This is a genomic window from Anabaena sp. EIM26 (genome assembly GCF_057568715.1).
The window spans coordinates 754,459-771,614 of sequence record NZ_CM172472.1 but is presented as its reverse complement, the minus strand read 5'-3'; the positions used below and the strand labels follow the sequence as shown (position 1 = coordinate 771,614).

General features: G+C 36.1%; 19 protein-coding genes. 14 read left to right on the top strand and 5 right to left on the bottom strand.

The annotated features are described in order from the left end of the window. Window positions 1-117: 117 nt before the first annotated feature. Window positions 118-369, top strand: a complete 252-nt coding sequence (locus tag AC012T_RS03255) for a type II toxin-antitoxin system Phd/YefM family antitoxin (protein ID WP_487063046.1) — start codon at window positions 118-120, stop codon at window positions 367-369. Beyond that, a complete protein-coding gene (locus AC012T_RS03250; RefSeq protein ID WP_487063044.1) occupies window positions 344-781 on the top strand; it encodes a putative toxin-antitoxin system toxin component, PIN family in 438 nt (145 codons plus the stop codon). Before AC012T_RS03255 ends, AC012T_RS03250 begins: the two co-directional genes overlap by 26 nt. A 44-nt stretch (window positions 782-825) precedes the next feature. Here AC012T_RS03250 and AC012T_RS03245 read toward each other — a convergent pair whose 3' ends face one another. Continuing rightward, window positions 826-1,155 carry a type II toxin-antitoxin system PemK/MazF family toxin gene (locus AC012T_RS03245; protein WP_487063042.1) on the bottom strand — a complete coding sequence of 110 codons (330 nt, stop codon included), beginning with the start codon at window positions 1,153-1,155 and terminating at the stop codon, window positions 826-828. Then, a complete protein-coding gene (locus tag AC012T_RS03240; RefSeq protein ID WP_487063040.1) occupies window positions 1,143-1,403 on the bottom strand; it encodes an AbrB/MazE/SpoVT family DNA-binding domain-containing protein in 261 nt (86 codons plus the stop codon). The genes AC012T_RS03245 and AC012T_RS03240 overlap by 13 nt, the downstream gene beginning before the upstream one ends. A 292-nt stretch (window positions 1,404-1,695) precedes the next feature. Here AC012T_RS03240 and AC012T_RS03235 point away from each other — a divergent pair, with 292 nt between their 5' ends. Beyond that, complete coding sequence (locus tag AC012T_RS03235) at window positions 1,696-2,772, top strand: helix-turn-helix domain-containing protein (protein WP_487063038.1); 1,077 nt, start codon at window positions 1,696-1,698, stop codon at window positions 2,770-2,772. Here AC012T_RS03235 and AC012T_RS03230 read toward each other — a convergent pair. Next, window positions 2,693-3,718, bottom strand: a complete 1,026-nt coding sequence (locus tag AC012T_RS03230; protein ID WP_487059111.1) for an IS630 family transposase — start codon at window positions 3,716-3,718, stop codon at window positions 2,693-2,695. The two genes, AC012T_RS03235 and AC012T_RS03230, sit on opposite strands and share 80 nt — an antisense overlap. Before the next feature lie 57 nt (window positions 3,719-3,775). Here AC012T_RS03230 and AC012T_RS03225 point away from each other — a divergent pair, with 57 nt between their 5' ends. The 8 genes from AC012T_RS03225 to AC012T_RS03190 all read left to right on the top strand — a co-directional run bounded on the left by AC012T_RS03225 (window position 3,776) and on the right by AC012T_RS03190 (window position 7,766). After that, a complete protein-coding gene (locus AC012T_RS03225) occupies window positions 3,776-4,027 on the top strand; it encodes a hypothetical protein (RefSeq protein ID WP_487063036.1) in 252 nt (83 codons plus the stop codon). A 2-nt stretch (window positions 4,028-4,029) separates the two neighbouring features. After that, on the top strand, window positions 4,030-4,551 hold the full coding sequence (locus tag AC012T_RS03220; RefSeq protein WP_487063034.1) for a PIN domain-containing protein: 522 nt from the start codon (window positions 4,030-4,032) through the stop codon (window positions 4,549-4,551). After that, on the top strand, window positions 4,551-4,868 hold the full coding sequence (locus AC012T_RS03215; RefSeq protein WP_487063032.1) for a helix-turn-helix domain-containing protein: 318 nt from the start codon (window positions 4,551-4,553) through the stop codon (window positions 4,866-4,868). The genes AC012T_RS03220 and AC012T_RS03215 overlap by 1 nt, the downstream gene beginning before the upstream one ends. A gap of 39 nt (window positions 4,869-4,907) precedes the next feature. After that, a complete protein-coding gene (locus AC012T_RS03210) occupies window positions 4,908-5,078 on the top strand; it encodes a hypothetical protein (RefSeq protein WP_487063030.1) in 171 nt (56 codons plus the stop codon). Window positions 5,079-5,101: 23 nt separating this feature from the next. Then, window positions 5,102-5,341: a UPF0175 family protein gene (locus tag AC012T_RS03205; protein ID WP_487063028.1), complete on the top strand. Its 240-nt coding sequence runs from the start codon at window positions 5,102-5,104 to the stop codon at window positions 5,339-5,341. Window positions 5,342-5,422: 81 nt separating this feature from the next. After that, window positions 5,423-5,878 (top strand): hypothetical protein, encoded by a 456-nt coding sequence (locus AC012T_RS03200; RefSeq protein WP_487063026.1) that lies wholly within the window; start codon window positions 5,423-5,425, stop codon window positions 5,876-5,878. Between the two features lie 13 nt (window positions 5,879-5,891). Next, window positions 5,892-6,224, top strand: a complete 333-nt coding sequence (locus AC012T_RS03195) for a low molecular weight protein tyrosine phosphatase family protein (protein ID WP_487063024.1) — start codon at window positions 5,892-5,894, stop codon at window positions 6,222-6,224. Window positions 6,225-6,536: 312 nt separating this feature from the next. Further along, window positions 6,537-7,766 (top strand): response regulator, encoded by a 1,230-nt coding sequence (locus AC012T_RS03190; protein WP_487063022.1) that lies wholly within the window; start codon window positions 6,537-6,539, stop codon window positions 7,764-7,766. 37 nt (window positions 7,767-7,803) lie between these two features. Here the strand turns inward: AC012T_RS03190 and AC012T_RS03185 are convergent, their stop codons facing one another. After that, window positions 7,804-8,958 carry a hybrid sensor histidine kinase/response regulator gene (locus AC012T_RS03185; protein ID WP_487063020.1) on the bottom strand — a complete coding sequence of 385 codons (1,155 nt, stop codon included), beginning with the start codon at window positions 8,956-8,958 and terminating at the stop codon, window positions 7,804-7,806. Window positions 8,959-9,267: 309 nt separating this feature from the next. Then, entirely contained in the window at window positions 9,268-10,773 is a 1,506-nt protein-coding gene (locus AC012T_RS03180) for a response regulator (protein ID WP_487063018.1), read from the bottom strand. A gap of 322 nt (window positions 10,774-11,095) precedes the next feature. Between AC012T_RS03180 and AC012T_RS03175 the strand changes: the two genes are divergently transcribed. From AC012T_RS03175 to AC012T_RS03165, 3 genes are all read left to right on the top strand, one after another. Next, window positions 11,096-11,491, top strand: a complete 396-nt coding sequence (locus tag AC012T_RS03175) for a response regulator (RefSeq protein WP_487063016.1) — start codon at window positions 11,096-11,098, stop codon at window positions 11,489-11,491. 169 nt (window positions 11,492-11,660) lie between these two features. Further along, a complete protein-coding gene (locus tag AC012T_RS03170) occupies window positions 11,661-12,734 on the top strand; it encodes a putative bifunctional diguanylate cyclase/phosphodiesterase (protein WP_487063014.1) in 1,074 nt (357 codons plus the stop codon). Between the two features lie 46 nt (window positions 12,735-12,780). Further along, window positions 12,781-17,124 (top strand): response regulator, encoded by a 4,344-nt coding sequence (locus AC012T_RS03165; RefSeq protein ID WP_487063012.1) that lies wholly within the window; start codon window positions 12,781-12,783, stop codon window positions 17,122-17,124. The last annotated feature ends 32 nt before the right edge of the window (window positions 17,125-17,156 follow it).

Below are 17,156 nucleotides of genomic sequence, written 5' to 3'. Positions count from 1 at the left end.
CAGAGACGCAGAGGCGCAAGAGAGGCGTTTTCTGCGTCTTTTTTGTTTCGCGCAAAGGCGCTAAGGAGCAAAGGAAGAAAGAGATTTGAGTTAGGATTAGGAGAAAGGGGGTATTTTATGATTTATCTTTCTGCTAATGAAGTAAAACAGAATTTTACAGAATTTTTAGATCAAGCTCAGAAAGAACCTGTTACTATTCAGGGTCAAAATGAAGATTTGGTGGTTGTGCTTTCTATTGTTGAGTATCAAAAACTTACAGGATTGTTGAAAAGAGAGTTTCAAGAATTTTGTGATCAAGTTGGCAAAGAGGCTGAAGCTAAAGGAATGACGGAAGAAAAGCTGAATGAGATTCTTGACAGTGATGAATGAGTTAAGAATTGTTATTGATACTAATTGTTTTGTGAGTCGGCTATTAACTCCAAATTCTACTGCTGCTCAAGCTGTTCGTAAGGCTATTGATAGTCATTGTATTCTCGTATCTTCGGAAACATTGGCAGAAATTGAAAAGGTTTTTTCGAGAAAAAAGTTTGATTCTTATGTTAGTTATGAAAATCGTCAAAAGTTTATTTTGTCTTTAAAAAATATTTCTGAGATGGTTGATATTGTGACATCTATACAAGTTTGTCGAGATCCAAAAGATGATAAATTTCTCTCACTGGCTATTTCTGGAAATGCTGATTTGATTATTACAGGAGATGAGGATTTACTGGTACTTAATCCTTATCAAAATATTTATATTATTTCACCAAGTGATTTTTTAATAATTTATGAATCTGATTAAATTAATCTGACAGTGTTTGCTAAGTTTTTGTTTTATGCAATCAATTATTCAGCGAACATTTCCGCTAAGATATCTAACACTACTTTTTGTTCTTCTGCACTAATTTGACCAAGAAGTTTGACTAGTCGAGTTTTATCTACTGTGTGAATTTGGTCAAGTACAATTTGTCCTTCTTTTCCTTGGAATTGAAAAGTTACCCTTGTAGGGTATGTTTGCCCTTTGGTTGTCATTGATGCAACAATAACGGTGGCAATATGATGGTTTATTTCGTTGGGTGAAATGATTAAACAGGGGCATATTTTTTTAATTTCACTGCCAATGGTAGGATCAAGATTAACTAGGAAAACATCAAATCTGTTGACTACCATTGCCATTCAGCTTCATTCCATTCTGTTGTATTGATATCATCTAATAGAACATCATCTTGTTTTTCTGCCATTTCTATAAATGCTTTTTCCCAACCCATTCTTACTTGTTCAACTGGGCGAATAATTAGATAATTACCTTGAACTTCAATTTCTACTTCTGAGTTAATACCGCTTTGTTCTAATAGGGTTTTGGGTATACGAAGTCCTTGGGAATTGCCGATTTTGACTATTCGGGTTTTAATTGCTGTACCCATTTTATGTAATTGGGGATAGTATAGTATTTACATTGTAATTACAAGAATGTAAATAATCAAGTTGAAAGCCGAAAGTAATGGTGTAAACATTCAAATAATCGAAATATTTTTTTACATAAAAGCATAGAGAAACTGATAGTGTTGTCTGCGTCTTTGTTTCATGTGGTAAATCCATGTTAGGTTAATCCAAAAAATTACGTAGCTTGCTTATGTATATATGTAATATATATACTTGATCATTTGCTTAATTGCAATATAATAGTATAAAGTAAATTCCCACTCAATCCTTAATATGACATTTGATTATGTACTATTGGGTCGAAAACTTCAAAATGCCCGTGAAAGTCTCTTAATTACTACTCACGAGGCAGCATCACGTCTTCAGATAGGTTTACAAGATTATTTAGATATTGAATTAGGGAATAGTAAAATTACTGGTGATAAATTGGTTTTGTTAGCAGGTTTCTACCGTCGTGATTTTAGATACTTTGTTACAGGTGACTATCCATCAGCAGAATCTCAAATCCAAGAAATGTTTCGCCGCAATGCTGCACTTTCTCAAAGCGATCGTATTGCAATTCAAGAATTTGTGCGTCTATGTGAATATGAACATTTTTTAGAACAAGAACTCTTGAACCGTCGGAAAGAAATTATTCCTGACTATAGACAATTTAGATTTAGTCATGGCAACTTTAAGCGTCAAGGTAAAGAGGCAGCTTATTTTGAGAGAGAACGTTTAAGCTTAGGACATAACCCAATCGACAATATTTTTGATTTAATACGAAATCAAGGTATTCATATTTTCAAGCGTCAGCTAGAAGACAATAATATTTCTGGACTGTATATCAATCACCCAATAGCTGGTCATTGTATTTTAATAAACTATCTTGATGATTTATATAGACAGAATTTTTCTGCTGCTCATGAATATTGTCATGCTCTATTTGATTCATCTCAGGAGCAGGATGTTACATATTGGTCTTCGCAGAATAAATCTAATCATGATAAGAAAGGTAACGATTGGTCTTTGGAAGAGAAAATTGAGTTTAGAGCTAATAGTTTTGCTGGTAATTTCTTGATTCCAGAACAGATAATCAAATTAGATTATTATCCTGTGAGTACTTACGAAGATTGGATAAGTTTAGCTAGACAAATTGCAGAACGTTTCCGAATTAATTCAAAAGTAGTCATTATACGTTTATTTGAAATTCAGTGGATTTCTCAAGATATACAACAGCAATTAATGCAAGATCGTCGCTTAATTATTAACTATAGCAATCCTAAATCATTCATGAGAAAACACCATACTCATAAAGTTTTGGAAAGTCAAAAATTTGACAATGAATGGATAACTCAAATAACGCCTTGACTACAGTAAAAGAATGACAGAAAAAATAAAACTCTCTAATTAATCGTTTTGCTTGTAGCCAAATATCTTCTACAGGATTCTGTTGTGGTGCATTCGGGGCAAATCTCAAGCAGGTAATCCACCATTGTTCTTTTTCAAGTTCACGATTTAATGAATCTAGATAATCTTGAATTTCTTGTGAACGATGATAACTTGCACCATCCCAAATTATTAAAAGTTTGGCTCCAGGTCGCTGTTTTTGAAGATATTCTAAAAAATTAATTGTGTTTTTAGAGTCACCTTTTTCAGCTTTATACGTGAGAAATTCTTTGGTTTTATAATCCAATGCACCGAAATATGTTTGTTTATCACGAGCATTTACTACTGGTATTGTTACTCGTTCACTAGTTTTCCCCCAAACATACCCTATTATATCCCCCCAAAGTAAATGACATTCATCTACCATGAACACAACTAGGTCTCCTGTCTCTATTTGAGGCCGTCGCGTCTCCAACAACTCACAAATCTCTTTTTTTTTTGAATCTACTAATTCTTGGTTATATTTTGGATTATTTGCTTGAGTTTTCTTCCAACTAATACTGGCAGCATCAAATAAATCGTAGTAACTTTGTTTTGAGGAGAATGTTACTCCATATTCTGAGGCAATATAGTACTCTAATTCATTTAAAGTCCATCTGTCTTTGGTTTGCAACCATTCCATTACCTCGGCACGTTGAAGCTCATCTAGAAAACCTTTACTTCCTTTATGCCCTAGTTTTAACCCTTCCAGCCCCAGTTTAAAAAATGCTTTTTTATAGGTACTAATGAAGCCAGATGAGACACCTAATATTGGCATTATCTCTTCATGCTTGTATCCACATAACAGCATTTTTACTGCTGTAGCTCGCTTGATTTCACGTGGCTCTTTATTATTTTTGATAAAATCTTCTAATAATTGTATCCACATCACCACACCTGCACCTTGGTTTCAAACGTTACTTTTAAGCTCTCTCCGTATTTTCTCATGAATGATTCCGGATTGCTATACAATTATAAATTTGATCCTGAAATTCCACCATCTTTGTCTTCAGGTATGCGAGATAAGCTGACACAAATTATTCGTAGAGGTTTGTCATGGCACTTTATTGAGAGTAGCACGGAAGCATATAGAGGAGGTGAAATTACCTACCATAAGCTTCTAGATATGCTTCTTATTCCCCTTGAAGATGGATATCAATTACTAAATGAGCTACTGACATTTTTGGAGGTAAATTGATAGTGAGTAGTATAGTAATTATTGATACTTGTGCAATTATTCATTTCATGTATATTGATCGTTTCTATATTCTTAAAACACTGGGTTATTCTGCAATAACTACAATATATGTACAAATAGAATTTGAACGAGGCTATTTTGATAGCTTTAATTATTACAATCAGTTGCTTCATTCTGGAAATATTGTACAATTTCCTCTGGAAATTGAGGATCTTGTGGAGATGTCAAAAGTCCCTCAATCAAAACGTGCAAGCGATGCCGAATTATCTTGTTTTGTAGTTGCAAAACGTATTGCTGGTAAGGCTATGACTGACGATACCAAGGCAATTAAGTATATAAAGAGATATATTTCAATGCCTCTAGGAAGTGTTATACAGTTAAAAGAAGTTCTGATAGAAGCACAATTAGAAAATCATTTGCGGCTTCATGAACTTAGAAAAATACAAAAGATACTAGCAAATCATAAATTTATGATAAAAGAAGATTTAGCTACTGAAGCTGTTAGAAGAAGAGGGATGATATAATGACAGAAAAGATTGAAATAAAAACCAGTAGCGGTAACGTATTTGCTGATTTAGGTTTACCCAACCCAGATGAAATGCGAGTAAAAGCTGAACTAGCACGCAAAATCAGTAATGCTATCACCGCACGTCATATTACCCAAGCAGAAGCGGCTGAATTATTAGGAATTGATCAGCCAAAAGTTTCTGCTTTAATGAGAGGAAGACTTACAGGTTTTTCTATAGAAAGAATGTTTAGATTTCTCAATACATTGGGAATTGATATTGAAATTACAGTCAAACCTAAATCGAGAGATGATGCACGGATAACTGTCGTTTAATTTGTGCTTCTGAAAATTCAAAATTCAAGGAATAAATATATGACTACTTTAGTGAAAGAATTATTAAGTACATTTGATAGATTACCAGAAGCAGAAAAACTAGAAATAGCTGTAGAGATTTTGAAACTGGTTACAAATTTAGACTTTCCACCTTTATCAGATGACGATTTAGTGTGGAATGCTGAAGAACTTTTTTTAGAATTAGATTAACGAGAAACAACTATGAAAATTTTATGACTTCCATTAATTTACAATTATCATCTGATTTGATTAACGAAGGTGAGCAAGCAATTCGTAAGGAATTAGCTTTACAATTGTATGAGCAAAATATCTTTCATTTTGGACAAGCGCGACGTTTAGCTAATTTATCTGTTTGGGAATTGCAGCAGCTTTTAGGAAACAGAAAAATTCAACGACATTATACTAAAGTTGATTTACTGGAAGATGTCAAGACTATTCAAGAAGGTTTTTAATAATTGTAAATATTATGTGCATTATTAAAATAAATATCACAATTAAAATATACAAAATAACACACTTGGAAAAAATCAACCATGCCAAAAATTACCCTAGAAGTATCAGAAGAATTATCTCAACAAATAGCACAAATAGGCAATGAACGCCTACCAGAATTACTTGCTTGGAGTATTCAACAACCAGCAATACCATCACAAGTTTACCAATATATCCTTAATTTTCTTGCTAGTAATCCTACTCCTCAAGAAATTACTGAATTTAAACCCACAGTGGAAATGCAAGAAAGACTGCGTACCTTACTAACACGTAGAAAAGCAGGTGATATTAACCCCAGAGAGTTAAAAGAACTCGATGAGTATGAACGTATTGAACATTTAATTGTGATGATTAAAGCAGGTAAATTATCTAAAATCAAAGGTGTTATCGGTAAAGAATTATTACATTTTGCCGGTTCAATACCCAAAGAAGACTTACAGCTAATGAGTAAAGCAATTGAACAAGATTGTGAGCAGATTGATACTACTGAGTGGTAGCTAATTGAGATAAATGAAAAAGCTATTATTCCTCTGTAGCCAAAATAAATTACGTAGTCCTACCGCTGAAGCTGTGTTTTCAGAATATCCAGGACTAGAGGTAGAGTCAGCAGGTTTAGACAGAACCGCCGAAAACCCAGTTTCCACAGAATCTATTACCTGGGCTGATATTATTTTTGTGATGGAAAAATCCCACAAAAGCAAGCTGTGTAAGAATTTCCAGCCTTTTCTCAAGGGTAAACGGGTGATTTGTTTGGACATTCCCGATGAGTATGAATATATGGAACTTGCTTTAATTGAGTTGTTACAGCAGAAAGTTCTGCCGCTATTGGGAACATTTAGTTGAGATATCTGTTGACAGATGCCTTGCTGCTTGATAAAACGATACTCATAAGCATTGCAATCCCGACATTTTATCCACTACCAGCAGCAAATCACTCAACTAAATTTTATACTGCTATACATTTGTATATATTTGTACGTAAAAATATTTATTTCTGGCAGAATTACATAAATTTTCTCCACAAGTTTTGCACAATAATTGTCTAAATTTAGAAGCATCAGGGTGATAGGACTATGCCTGTGGCAAAACTATCAGTGCTGCTCCTTGTCCTGAGTTCATCCAAAAATTATGTAAAAATAACTTCTAAATAGAGCTATGAATAACCTAAAATCTATGGAAACTAAACTACTCTTTCAAGAATTTCAAATTTGTACACAACTGCAATACAACGGACAGTTAAAAATTCAAACCTTACAAGGAAAAAGTTGGATTTTCTATTACAGTCTGGGACAGCTAGTTTGGGCAACAGGTGGAATTCATCCTTCTCGCCGATTACGTAGAAATATAACTCAATTCTGTCCTCAGATTGATACTAATAAATTATTTTTAAATTCTGAAGATACCTCACTAGATTACTGGGATTATCAACTTTTAGACAACTTACATCAAGACCAGAAAATCCAACTAAATCAAATTAATGCTATTGCCGAAAGTACTATATCAGAACTTTTGTTTGATTTAGTTCAACAAGCAAATTTCAACTCTTTTAATTGTGAACGTAATCAAGAAGTAATACTAGAAATAAAAACTTCTTCCACTAATGCAAATATGTTTCTTCAGCAAATGCAAAACTGCTGGAATAATTGGTTAAAAGCTGGTTTAGCAAGCTTGTCTCCTGATTTGGCACCAGTTCTACTAAAACCAGAAAAACTCCGGCAGCAAGTTAGCCCAAATGTCTACAAAAACTTTGAGAATTTAATCAACGGCAAACATACTCTGTGGGATTTGGCAGTCAAAATGAAACAGAGTGTATTATCAGTTTCCCGTTCATTATTACCCTATATTCAGCAAGGAATCACAAAACTTGTAGAAGTTCCTGATTTACCATTAGCAGTTGCAAGAGTTAAAAATAGCCATATGATTACACACATTAATAGTGGGAATATACCTCTTATTGCTTGTGTAGATGATAGCCCTCAAGTTTGTCAAATTCTAGAGCGCATTATTACCTCGAATGGAATGAGGTTTCTAAAGATTCAAGATCCTCTACAAGCTCTACCAATTCTGATTCAAAATAAACCAGACTTAATTTTTTTGGATTTGATGATGCCAGGTATGAATGGTTACGAACTTTGCACGAGTTTGCGACGTACTACCACTTTTGCCAACACACCACTAGCTATTTTAACAGGCAGTAATGGTGCTTTTGATAGAGCTAGAGCTAAGGTATTTGGTGCTACAGATTTTATTAATAAACCTATATCAATTGATAAAATTTGGAGCATAGTAGATAAATATTTAGGCGCTGCACCAAAAAATGTGCATCTATCCAATTCCTGCTTCCTCCCTTCTGTAAATGACGAATCTTTATGCCTATCTAGATAATACAGAATTGTTATCAATTTGGATTTCTATAGTGATGTTAAAACTCACTCTGAGCATAACGAGGTAAGGATACAGTAAATGTTGTGCCTAAGTTCTCTTGACTCTCCAATGAAATATTTCCTTGATGAACTTCAACACATTTTTTGACAATTGCTAATCCCAAACCTGTTCCCTTGATGTTACCGACATTACTACAGCGGTAAAATGCTTCAAACAAGTGTGATTGATTTTCCAAGGGAATTCCCATTCCTTGATCACGTACTTTGAAGATAACAACATGATTTTGACATTCTAAATCTAAATAGATTTCTGATCTAGAAGGGGAATATTTGATGGCGTTGGAAAGTAAGTTGCTGAGGATACGTTGCAGTAGTATTAAATCCATCTCTGCTTTTGTAGGGTTGCCTGTGTAATTAAAACAGATTTGATGTTGATTACCCAAACTATATTGCAGGGTATCAATGAGTTCTTTACAAAAATTTTCTAAATCAACTAATACAGGTTCATACTGCATTTTACCTACTTCTATTTTCCCAATTAGGAGTATCTCATCTAACAAGGAAAGCAGTTGGTCAACAGCATTGTTAATCTTATCAACGTAACGGCTGAGTATTTCCGGAGTAGGAACTTCATCACCACATTCAAGCAACCCTGCAAAACCTTGAATACTAGTGAGTGGATTACGAAAATCATGGGAAATCATGGAGACAAATTCTGATTTCAACCGATTGAGTTCTTGCTCTTTTTTTAGAGCTTTAAGGGCTTGATCTTTTGCTTTTTGTAGTTCTTGTTGCATTTGTCTTAGGCTTAATTGAGTCTCAATTCGAGCCAGAACTTCTTCTAACTGAAAGGGTTTGGTAATGTAATCTATCCCTCCCGTTTTAAAAGCTCTCACCTTATCTATTGTTTCGCTGAGAGCGCTGAGAAAAATTACTGGGATAGATTGAGTCTGTTTATCTAATTTTAAACGCTCACAGACTTCGTAGCCATTCATATTAGGCATATTGATATCTAGCAATATGATATCTGGATGCTCGATTTCCACTGCCTTGAGTGCGATCGCACCACTATTAGCACAACGTACCTCATATCCCTGTTCTTCCAGCATACTGGACAGCAAATGTAGGTTATTGGGCGTGTCATCAACAATCAGAATGTTAGCTTTACAGGGATAGGGCTGAAAATTATTCATAATTAAAGCGGGTTGAAAACTAGATAAATCTTATTTTATTTGGTTAAAAAATTATGTAAATTAGTATTTCCTACCAAATTTAGATAATTAATTTATAATTAATCTAGTCTATTTGATAGTTTCTCTTTCTCAATTACTAGCCGAAACAAATACTTTAAGTACCTGGGCAAAATTAATTTAACATTTTTGGAACAAACAAAAATCTCTGTATTCCTTATCTGTTAACTGTTCCCTGTTTCCTGTTCCCTCTCCCAAATATAAAATTTATTTTGCACGACTACTTAAATGTAACAAATGAGCATGATAATATCATGTCTTGTTTCTGAGTGTTTGGATGCGCTGGAGACGATTGACAATTCTGGTAAATAGTTCCTTTGGGACTATTGGCTTGGTTAGGTAATCATCTGCTCCATTGGTGAAGGCGTTCTGCAAAGTTTCCGCATCAGAACAGCTAGTCAGAAATAAGATTGGTAGCCAATTCCAGTCATGATTTTGACGTACATCCCGACACAAATCTAACCCTTCAGTTCCACTAGGCATATTAATATCAAGGATCAGAAAGTCTGGATAAGTTGATTTTAAAGTTTCCCAGAAATTTTCTGGATTTCCTAGACAAGTTAGCTGCACTCCTAAAGGTTCTAATAATATTCTTAAGGTCATCAGAATTTGTGGGTCATCATCAACAGCTAAAATTGTGGCATTAATTGGTTTAAATAACTCAGGTTCCTTGTCAATACTACTTACATTAATTAGCTCTTTAGCAGAACCTTCTATTTCCTGACGTAAAGCAATTACTAACGGTTCTAATTTCTGAGCAATTTTTTGTTGGTAAACTACACTAAAGTGTGATGTGGATTTAAAATCTGACTCCAAGGAAGTTTCTATTTGTCGAGCCAAATTACTTCCCTTATCAAAGCCGAACATACCCAGAGATCCTACAAGCTTATGGGCATTTTGAATTGCTTTTTGGTGTGAGTTGTTATCAAATAAACCAACTACTAGAGCGGATATAAATTGTTCTAAAGCAATCAGACGTTCAAAGGTTAAGTTTTTTGTCTGCTTCCATATTTCTACAATAGAGTTATCTAAAGTTTCTCGTTTAGCTAAATTGACAACTAATTGATCATTTTTTGCGGAAAGGAAAGCAGCATTAATCCGGTATCCCTGCCCATATACTGTTTCTAGGAAATCACCTGCACCAACTGCTTTTAATTCACGGCGAATATTTTTAATATGGGATCTAACTGTAGATTCATTGGGTAGTTCGTCATCAAATGCCCACAAGTGATTAACAATATCTCCGCAACTGTAAACCCGTTTTTGATTGCGAAAAAACAACTCTACTAAAAGATACTCTTTGCGGCTAAACTTCAGTAACTGTGACCCATAAGTTACTTCATGCAGATTGGGATCAAGACGTAATTCACCACACATGAGTACCACAGAACTAGATGTACTTCCTCTACGAATTAAGGCACGAATACGGGCAGCAAGTTCCTCAACATTAAATGGCTTGACAACATAATCATCTGCTCCGCTATCTAGTCCCATAAGCTTATCATTTGTGGTATCACAAGCCGTCAGTAGCATGACTAAAACTGGATTTTTCATCTCTCTCAAACGACGACAAAAGCTGATGCCATCAAGTTTAGGGAGCATCACATCCAACAACACTAGATCATACTGAAAGCTTTCTATGAACTCCCAACCAGTCTCACCATCGCTGGCTACATCTACAACATAATTCTGTTTTTGTAGCACATCAGTCAAAACTTTTACTATAGTTTCATCATCATCTACCAGTAGAATCCTCATAAATTAATCTTTAACTCCTGTGTATCTTCACGATTTATCTCTTTAAGTTGAATTTTATAACTATATCCAAATTTAAAGTTAAGTAATATTACTGAATGTCTTGGTTAATTATTGGTTAATACATTGATTGATTTCTGGTTGAAGGCCTACAAGCTGGAGTATACTGATCATGTTATATTTGCTGCCTAAATTGATGCTCAAGATTTGGGAATACTGGAAAAGTGAAGATTATCTATTTTTATTGGATATTATCTTCCCTAAGTCATAATCTAGCAGATGTATACTTCCCTACGGGTAAGTATTGGTTTTCTAGGAGGTTGAGATGAAAAGAAAAACAGTTTTGGTGATTGATGATGAAGATGATATCCGGGAGGTTGCGAAAATCAGCCTAGAAATTATGGCAGGATTGAAAGTTATCTTAGCTAGAACCAGCCATGAAGGAATACAAAAAGCGGAGACTGAACAACCTGATGCTATTTTGCTGGATGTGATGTTACCAGATCTCGATGGAGTCGAGACATTTCAGAAACTCCAGTCAAACCCATTAACGCAGAATATTCCTGTTATTTTGCTAACTGCCAAAGTACAGGCATCGGATCAACGTCTCTTTGCGAATTTGGGTGTTCGAGCGCTGATTGCTAAACCCTTTAAGCCGGCTCAATTAGCTGAAAAGTTATTATTAGCTCTTGGTTGGAGTAATGGAAGTGTTGTGGAGTAATCCAAAAAATAAATATTTAGGAAATGTTTGGGTGAAAGATTTGTCGAAGAAGTAAGTAGTTTGCTCTCTTCCTGTAGCTGATTCAATGTATATCCACGAATTTTCCACAATCTCGCAATACAATTTTTAATTAATATCCTAATTACTTAGTTAATACAGAGTACGAATTATGACAAATGGTCTAACTTCAAATCTACGTTTTAATGATGCTGCTAATCTAGAAATTAAGGATGAAAATTTCTTCTTGGGTATCAGTCACGAATTGCGTACCCCTTTAACAGCAATTCAGGTTGCTCTTGATCTTTTAAGTTCAGGCAAGCTCGGCAATCTTTCGCAGCAGGAATTACGGATGGTGGAGATTGCTACCAAAAATGCAGAACGGCTGATGCGGCTTACGAATGCCATCGAACGAGAGCCAGAAGCTCAAACTCTCTTCCTGTCATCGGCAGAACTTGCTCACCTGCGGTTGGAACGAGATCTAAAAATGGCATTGACTCGCAATGAGTTTAAGCTGTGCTATCAGCCAATATTTTCCTTGACAAACAATCAAATTAGCGGTTTTGAAGCTTTGATTCGCTGGCAACACCCTACTTGGGGGATTATATATCCTGACAAATTTATTCCTCTGGCAGAGGAAAAAGGCTTGATTATCGACATAGGCTTTTGGGTTTTACAAGAAGCTTGTCGTCAACTTTGTAGCTGGCAACAACAGTCTCCTGAGCTTTTTAACTCCTTGACGGTGAGTGTGAATGTTTCTAGTAAACAGTTGGCACTTCCTCTTTTAGTAGAACAAGTTAAGCAAGTTTTGCAGGAAACTGGTCTACAGCCTCACAACTTAGTCATAGAAATTACCGAGAGTGCTATAATTGATAACCAAGTAAATGCTCATAAGACTTTAGCGGACTTACAGAATTTAGGAGTTCGGTTGTATATAGATGATTTTGGCACGGGTTACTCTTCCCTGAGCCGACTTTATGAACTGCCATTAGATGTCTTAAAGATTGATCGTTCTTTTGTACAGAAGTTAGATTGTTCCAGCGGCAACCATATAGTTCAAGCGATCGCAAACTTAGCACATAACTTAGGACTTGAGGTAATTGCCGAGGGGGTAGAAACAGTTGAACAAATGAACAAGCTTCAGTTAATCGGTTGTAATCAGGGACAGGGATATTTCTTTGCCAAGCCCTTAGAAGATCATGAGATTGTAGATTTTTTATTCAATCAGTCTACAGCCGTCAGCTAATGGACACGCTTTCGCTAGGGCAAGCGATCGCTTGCTTACCCGTAAAATGAATATGAACCAGCAGCAAACCTCTCAATCCCTAGCAAATATCTTAGTGGTTGATGATAGTCCAGTAAATTTAGTTCTACTCTCCAAGGTACTTACTAATTATGGTTATAAAGTGCGGTCTGCATTAGATGCCGATATAGCACTGAGGTCAGTTCAGGCTAAGTTGCCCGATCTGATTTTGCTAGATATTATGATGAACGATATAGATGGCTATGAGGTTTGTAAAAGGCTGAAAGCAAATGAATACAGCCGTGACATACCTATAATTTTTATTAGCGCCCTTGATGAACCTTTAGATAAGGTAAAAGCATTTGGTATGGGTGGTGCAGATTATATTAGTAAACCCTTTCAAGCTGAAGAAGTAATTGCCAGGATCGAAAATCAACTCCGCATTCAGCGTTTACAAAATCAGCTAGTTGAGCAGAATGAAGAATTATTGCAAAAAACCCAGGCATTGGCTGATTTTAGTTCCAGCCTAAAGCAGTTACATCGCATTAACATGACTGATTTTAGTAATGTTGAAAAACTATTTTTAGATTATTTAAATACAGGTTGTCAAGTTCTGCGATTTTCAGCAGGAGCAATTGGTCAGATCAACAATCAAACTTATTCATTTTTGGCCGTACAATCTAACCTAAGCAGCCTGGTTCCTGGGCTAGAAATTAAGTTATCAGATGCTTATTGTGGAAAGGTTGTTGAACAACAACAAACTGTTACCTTCCACCATGTAGGAGAAATGCCAGAAATGCGTTGCCATCCACTATACCAAAGCTTAAAAATAGAGTCCTACATTGGCACTCCTATTTGGGTAGATGGATATATATATGGTACGCTTTGCTTTTTTTCCACTGATACCAGACCTGATAAATTTGAGAGTCACGAAAAAGAAATTATTGAATTGATGGCTCAAAGTATTGGTAAGTTTATCAGCGCTCATCAAACAGAGAAAAAACGCCAGCAGGCAGAAGAGGAATTAAGACAAAGTGAGGAACGTTGGCAATTGGCAATTCAAGCCAGTAAAGATGGTATTTATGACTTGAATTTACAAACATCTGAAGTTTTTTACTCGGCTCGCTGGAAAGAAATATTGGGCTATGAAGACGGAGAAATTGCTAATGATATTAACGAATGGATCAATCGCATTCATCCAGATGATCTCAAAGGAGTGATTCAGGCAAATCGCGCTCATATGAATCGGGAAACTCCCAGCCTCATCCAAGAGTATCGGATGTTGTGCAGAGATGGTACCTATAAGTGGATTTTGGTACGCGGTCAGGCGCTTTGGAATCAAAATGGGAAGCCAATTAGATTTATTTGTTGCCATACAGATATTAGCGAAAAGGCACGGCTTGAAGCCGAACGCGAACAGCAAGAAGAAGAAATCAGACAAACTCAAGCATTTCTGGATTCTATCATCGAAAATATTCCCGATATGATCTTTGTCAAAGATGCCAAGGATCTCAAGTTTGTCAGGCTTAACAAAGCAGGTGAAGAACTACTAGGCCATACCAGAGAAGAATTAACAGGTAAAAACGACAAAGACCTTTTCCCCCAAACAGAAGCAGATTTTTTTATTGCTAAAGATCGGGAAGTTTTAACCAACAAAAACATTTTAGACATTCCCGAAGAAACTATTCACACCAGATCTCAGGGAATCAGAACCCTGCATACTAAAAAAATCCCCATTCTTGATGAAACTGGAAATCCACAGTATCTATTGGGTATTTCTGAAGATATCACCGAAAGCAAACGCCAGCAAACAGCCTTACAGCTGATAGTTGAAGGTACCGCTTCAAAAACAGGAAGTCAATTTTTTCGTTCATTGGTGCGTTACCTAGCAGAAGTTTTACAAGTTCGCTACGCTTTTGTGACCCAATTTATAGATTCTGCAAAAATGCGGGCTTGTACACTAGCATTTTGGGCAGGAGAAGACTTTGGAGAAAACTTTGAATACGACTTGGCAGAAACGCCTTGTCAACAAATATTATCTGGAGAAGTAGTTTTCTATCCCCATAGCATCCAATCGTTTTTTCCTCGTCATGAACATCTATGCGACTTAGAAGTTGAAAGCTACTTGGCTATCCCACTCAATGATTCTATGGGAAACATCGTGGGATACTTGAAAGTGTTGGACACCAAGCCAATGGTTAACAACCAGACCACAGAACTGATTGTCAGAATTTTTGCAGCCCGTGCAGGAGCAGAGCTAGAGAGGCAATTATTTGAAAATGCTTTGCAAGAAAGTATAGAACAGCAACGGGCAAACCTGCGAGTAGTAGAACGGATGCGACAGACTTTAGATATTGCTAAAATCTTCCATACAACTACGGTAGAATTGCGAAATCTTTTGAAATGCGATCGCGTTGCTATTTACCAATTCCATTCTGACTGGAGTGGCGAATTTGTAGACGAATCTGTAGGTAATGGCTGGATTTCTTTACTGCCCAATAACAATAATTATCCCCAACTTGCAGAAAATATTATTTTTAATGAGCAATGTTCGATCAGAAAATTTGAAAGAAGAAAGCTAGACAGAGCAACCAAAAATAATAATACTGATAACTATAATTTCTGTACAGATACCTATATCCGAGAAAACAAAGATAGTATTTACAATCAAGGAACAAGCTATCGAGTTGTAGAAGATATTTACAAAGCAGGATTTGATGATTGTTATGTTCAACTTTTAGAAAAATTCCAAGCTAAAGCTTATATCATCGTCCCAATTTTTCAATCTGGTAAGTTGTGGGGACTCTTGGCAGGTTATCAAAACTCCGCTCCCCGTGCTTGGAAATCAAGTGAAATCAATCTGGTTATTAACATTGGTCAACAGCTAGGAATAGCCCTCCATCAAGCAGAGTTATTTGCTCAAATTCAACACCAATCAGTAGAACTAGAAAAAGCCAGAGATGCGGCTGAATCAGCTAACCGAGCCAAGAGCGAATTTTTGGCTAACATGAGCCACGAATTGCGAACTCCACTGAATGCCATCATGGGGTTTACTCAAGTAATGAGCCGTGATGTATCCCTGCATCAAACCCATCGGGAACATCTCAATATTATCAACAGCAGTGGTCAACACCTGCTAGAACTGATCAATGATGTATTGGAAATGTCCAAGGTGGAAGCAGGCAGAATCCAACTCAATACAACTAGTTTTGATTTATATTACTTACTCAATAATCTAGAACATTTATTACGCTTAAAAGCTACTTCAAAGCAATTAACGCTGATCTTTAATCGCGCTCCCAATATTCCCCAATATATCAAAACCGATGAAGTTAAATTACGCCAGGTTCTACTGAACTTGTTGGGAAATGCAATTAAGTTTACTCAACAAGGGCAAGTGACTCTAGGCATTACCAGAGGAGAAAGTCAAGATAACCAAGAGCAGGTTTCTAGTTTCCTCATATTTGAGATTAAAGATACCGGACCTGGCATTGCATCAGAGGAAATACAACGGTTATTTACTCCTTTCGTGCAAACCAAAACTGCTCATTCCCATGAAGGAACAGGACTAGGATTAGCCATTAGCCAAAAATTTGTCAAGTTGATGGGAGGAGAGATCAAGGTTGATAGTCTTGTGGGTGTGGGGAGTGTATTTCAATTCCATATCAAGGTTGATTGTGCAGAAAAAGTAGATATTCCTGCTCCATTATCTAACCATCGAGTTATTCATTTGGCTCCTAATCAGCCCGCTTACCGATTATTAATTGTGGAAAATCAATGGGAAAGCAAAAAACTTCTAGTAGAGATGCTTATTCCACTGGGATTTGAGGTGTATACAGCGGAAAATGGCCAAGAGGGATTAGAACTTTGGCAGCGTTACCAACCCCATCTAATTCTGATGGATATGCAAATGCCTATCATGGATGGTTACGAAGCTACACGACAAATTCGGGCAGGAGAAATGCACAATTTAGCTGCTGTTCAACACCAAACCAAAATTATTGCTTTGACTGCTAGCGCTTTTGAGGAACAGCGGACTTATATTTTGTCTATAGGTTGTGATGATTTTATTCACAAGCCATTTCGAGAAGAATTTCTGTTGAATAAACTGGCAGAACATTTAGGTCTTAGCTACACTTACGAAGAAAAGACCGAAAATATAGGAAGAGAAGCAGAAAAATCTTCATCTTTTATGCTTACTTCTGCATCTTTACAGGTGATGCCTGCTGAATGGATTACTCAACTACATGGGTCTGCTGGTCGATGTAGTAAACGTCAAACTGTTGAATTAATAAATCAAATCCCTGAATTACATAGTAATCTTGCCAAAGCTCTCACTAATTTAGTGCATGACTTTCATTTTGAGAAGATTGTACAGTTATGTGTCGAGTAGGATGCAGGTGGCAGAAGTAGGTAGAGAAAATT

Excerpts from the sequence above, each read along its gene's own strand:
- AC012T_RS03255 (WP_487063046.1), top strand. The coding sequence starts at position 118 with ATGATTTATCTTTCTGCTAATGAAGTAAAACAGAATTTTACAGAATTT.
- AC012T_RS03250 (WP_487063044.1), top strand. The coding sequence starts at position 344 with ATGAGATTCTTGACAGTGATGAATGAGTTAAGAATTGTTATTGATACT.
- AC012T_RS03245 (WP_487063042.1), bottom strand. The coding sequence starts at position 1,155 with ATGGCAATGGTAGTCAACAGATTTGATGTTTTCCTAGTTAATCTTGAT.
- AC012T_RS03240 (WP_487063040.1), bottom strand. The coding sequence starts at position 1,403 with ATGGGTACAGCAATTAAAACCCGAATAGTCAAAATCGGCAATTCCCAA.
- AC012T_RS03235 (WP_487063038.1), top strand. The coding sequence starts at position 1,696 with ATGACATTTGATTATGTACTATTGGGTCGAAAACTTCAAAATGCCCGT.
- AC012T_RS03230 (WP_487059111.1), bottom strand. The coding sequence starts at position 3,718 with ATGTGGATACAATTATTAGAAGATTTTATCAAAAATAATAAAGAGCCA.
- AC012T_RS03225 (WP_487063036.1), top strand. The coding sequence starts at position 3,776 with ATGAATGATTCCGGATTGCTATACAATTATAAATTTGATCCTGAAATT.
- AC012T_RS03215 (WP_487063032.1), top strand. The coding sequence starts at position 4,551 with ATGACAGAAAAGATTGAAATAAAAACCAGTAGCGGTAACGTATTTGCT.
- AC012T_RS03210 (WP_487063030.1), top strand. The coding sequence starts at position 4,908 with ATGACTACTTTAGTGAAAGAATTATTAAGTACATTTGATAGATTACCA.
- AC012T_RS03205 (WP_487063028.1), top strand. The coding sequence starts at position 5,102 with ATGACTTCCATTAATTTACAATTATCATCTGATTTGATTAACGAAGGT.
- AC012T_RS03200 (WP_487063026.1), top strand. The coding sequence starts at position 5,423 with ATGCCAAAAATTACCCTAGAAGTATCAGAAGAATTATCTCAACAAATA.
- AC012T_RS03195 (WP_487063024.1), top strand. The coding sequence starts at position 5,892 with ATGAAAAAGCTATTATTCCTCTGTAGCCAAAATAAATTACGTAGTCCT.
- AC012T_RS03190 (WP_487063022.1), top strand. The coding sequence starts at position 6,537 with ATGAATAACCTAAAATCTATGGAAACTAAACTACTCTTTCAAGAATTT.
- AC012T_RS03185 (WP_487063020.1), bottom strand. The coding sequence starts at position 8,958 with ATGAATAATTTTCAGCCCTATCCCTGTAAAGCTAACATTCTGATTGTT.
- AC012T_RS03180 (WP_487063018.1), bottom strand. The coding sequence starts at position 10,773 with ATGAGGATTCTACTGGTAGATGATGATGAAACTATAGTAAAAGTTTTG.
- AC012T_RS03175 (WP_487063016.1), top strand. The coding sequence starts at position 11,096 with ATGAAAAGAAAAACAGTTTTGGTGATTGATGATGAAGATGATATCCGG.
- AC012T_RS03170 (WP_487063014.1), top strand. The coding sequence starts at position 11,661 with ATGACAAATGGTCTAACTTCAAATCTACGTTTTAATGATGCTGCTAAT.
- AC012T_RS03165 (WP_487063012.1), top strand. The coding sequence starts at position 12,781 with ATGAATATGAACCAGCAGCAAACCTCTCAATCCCTAGCAAATATCTTA.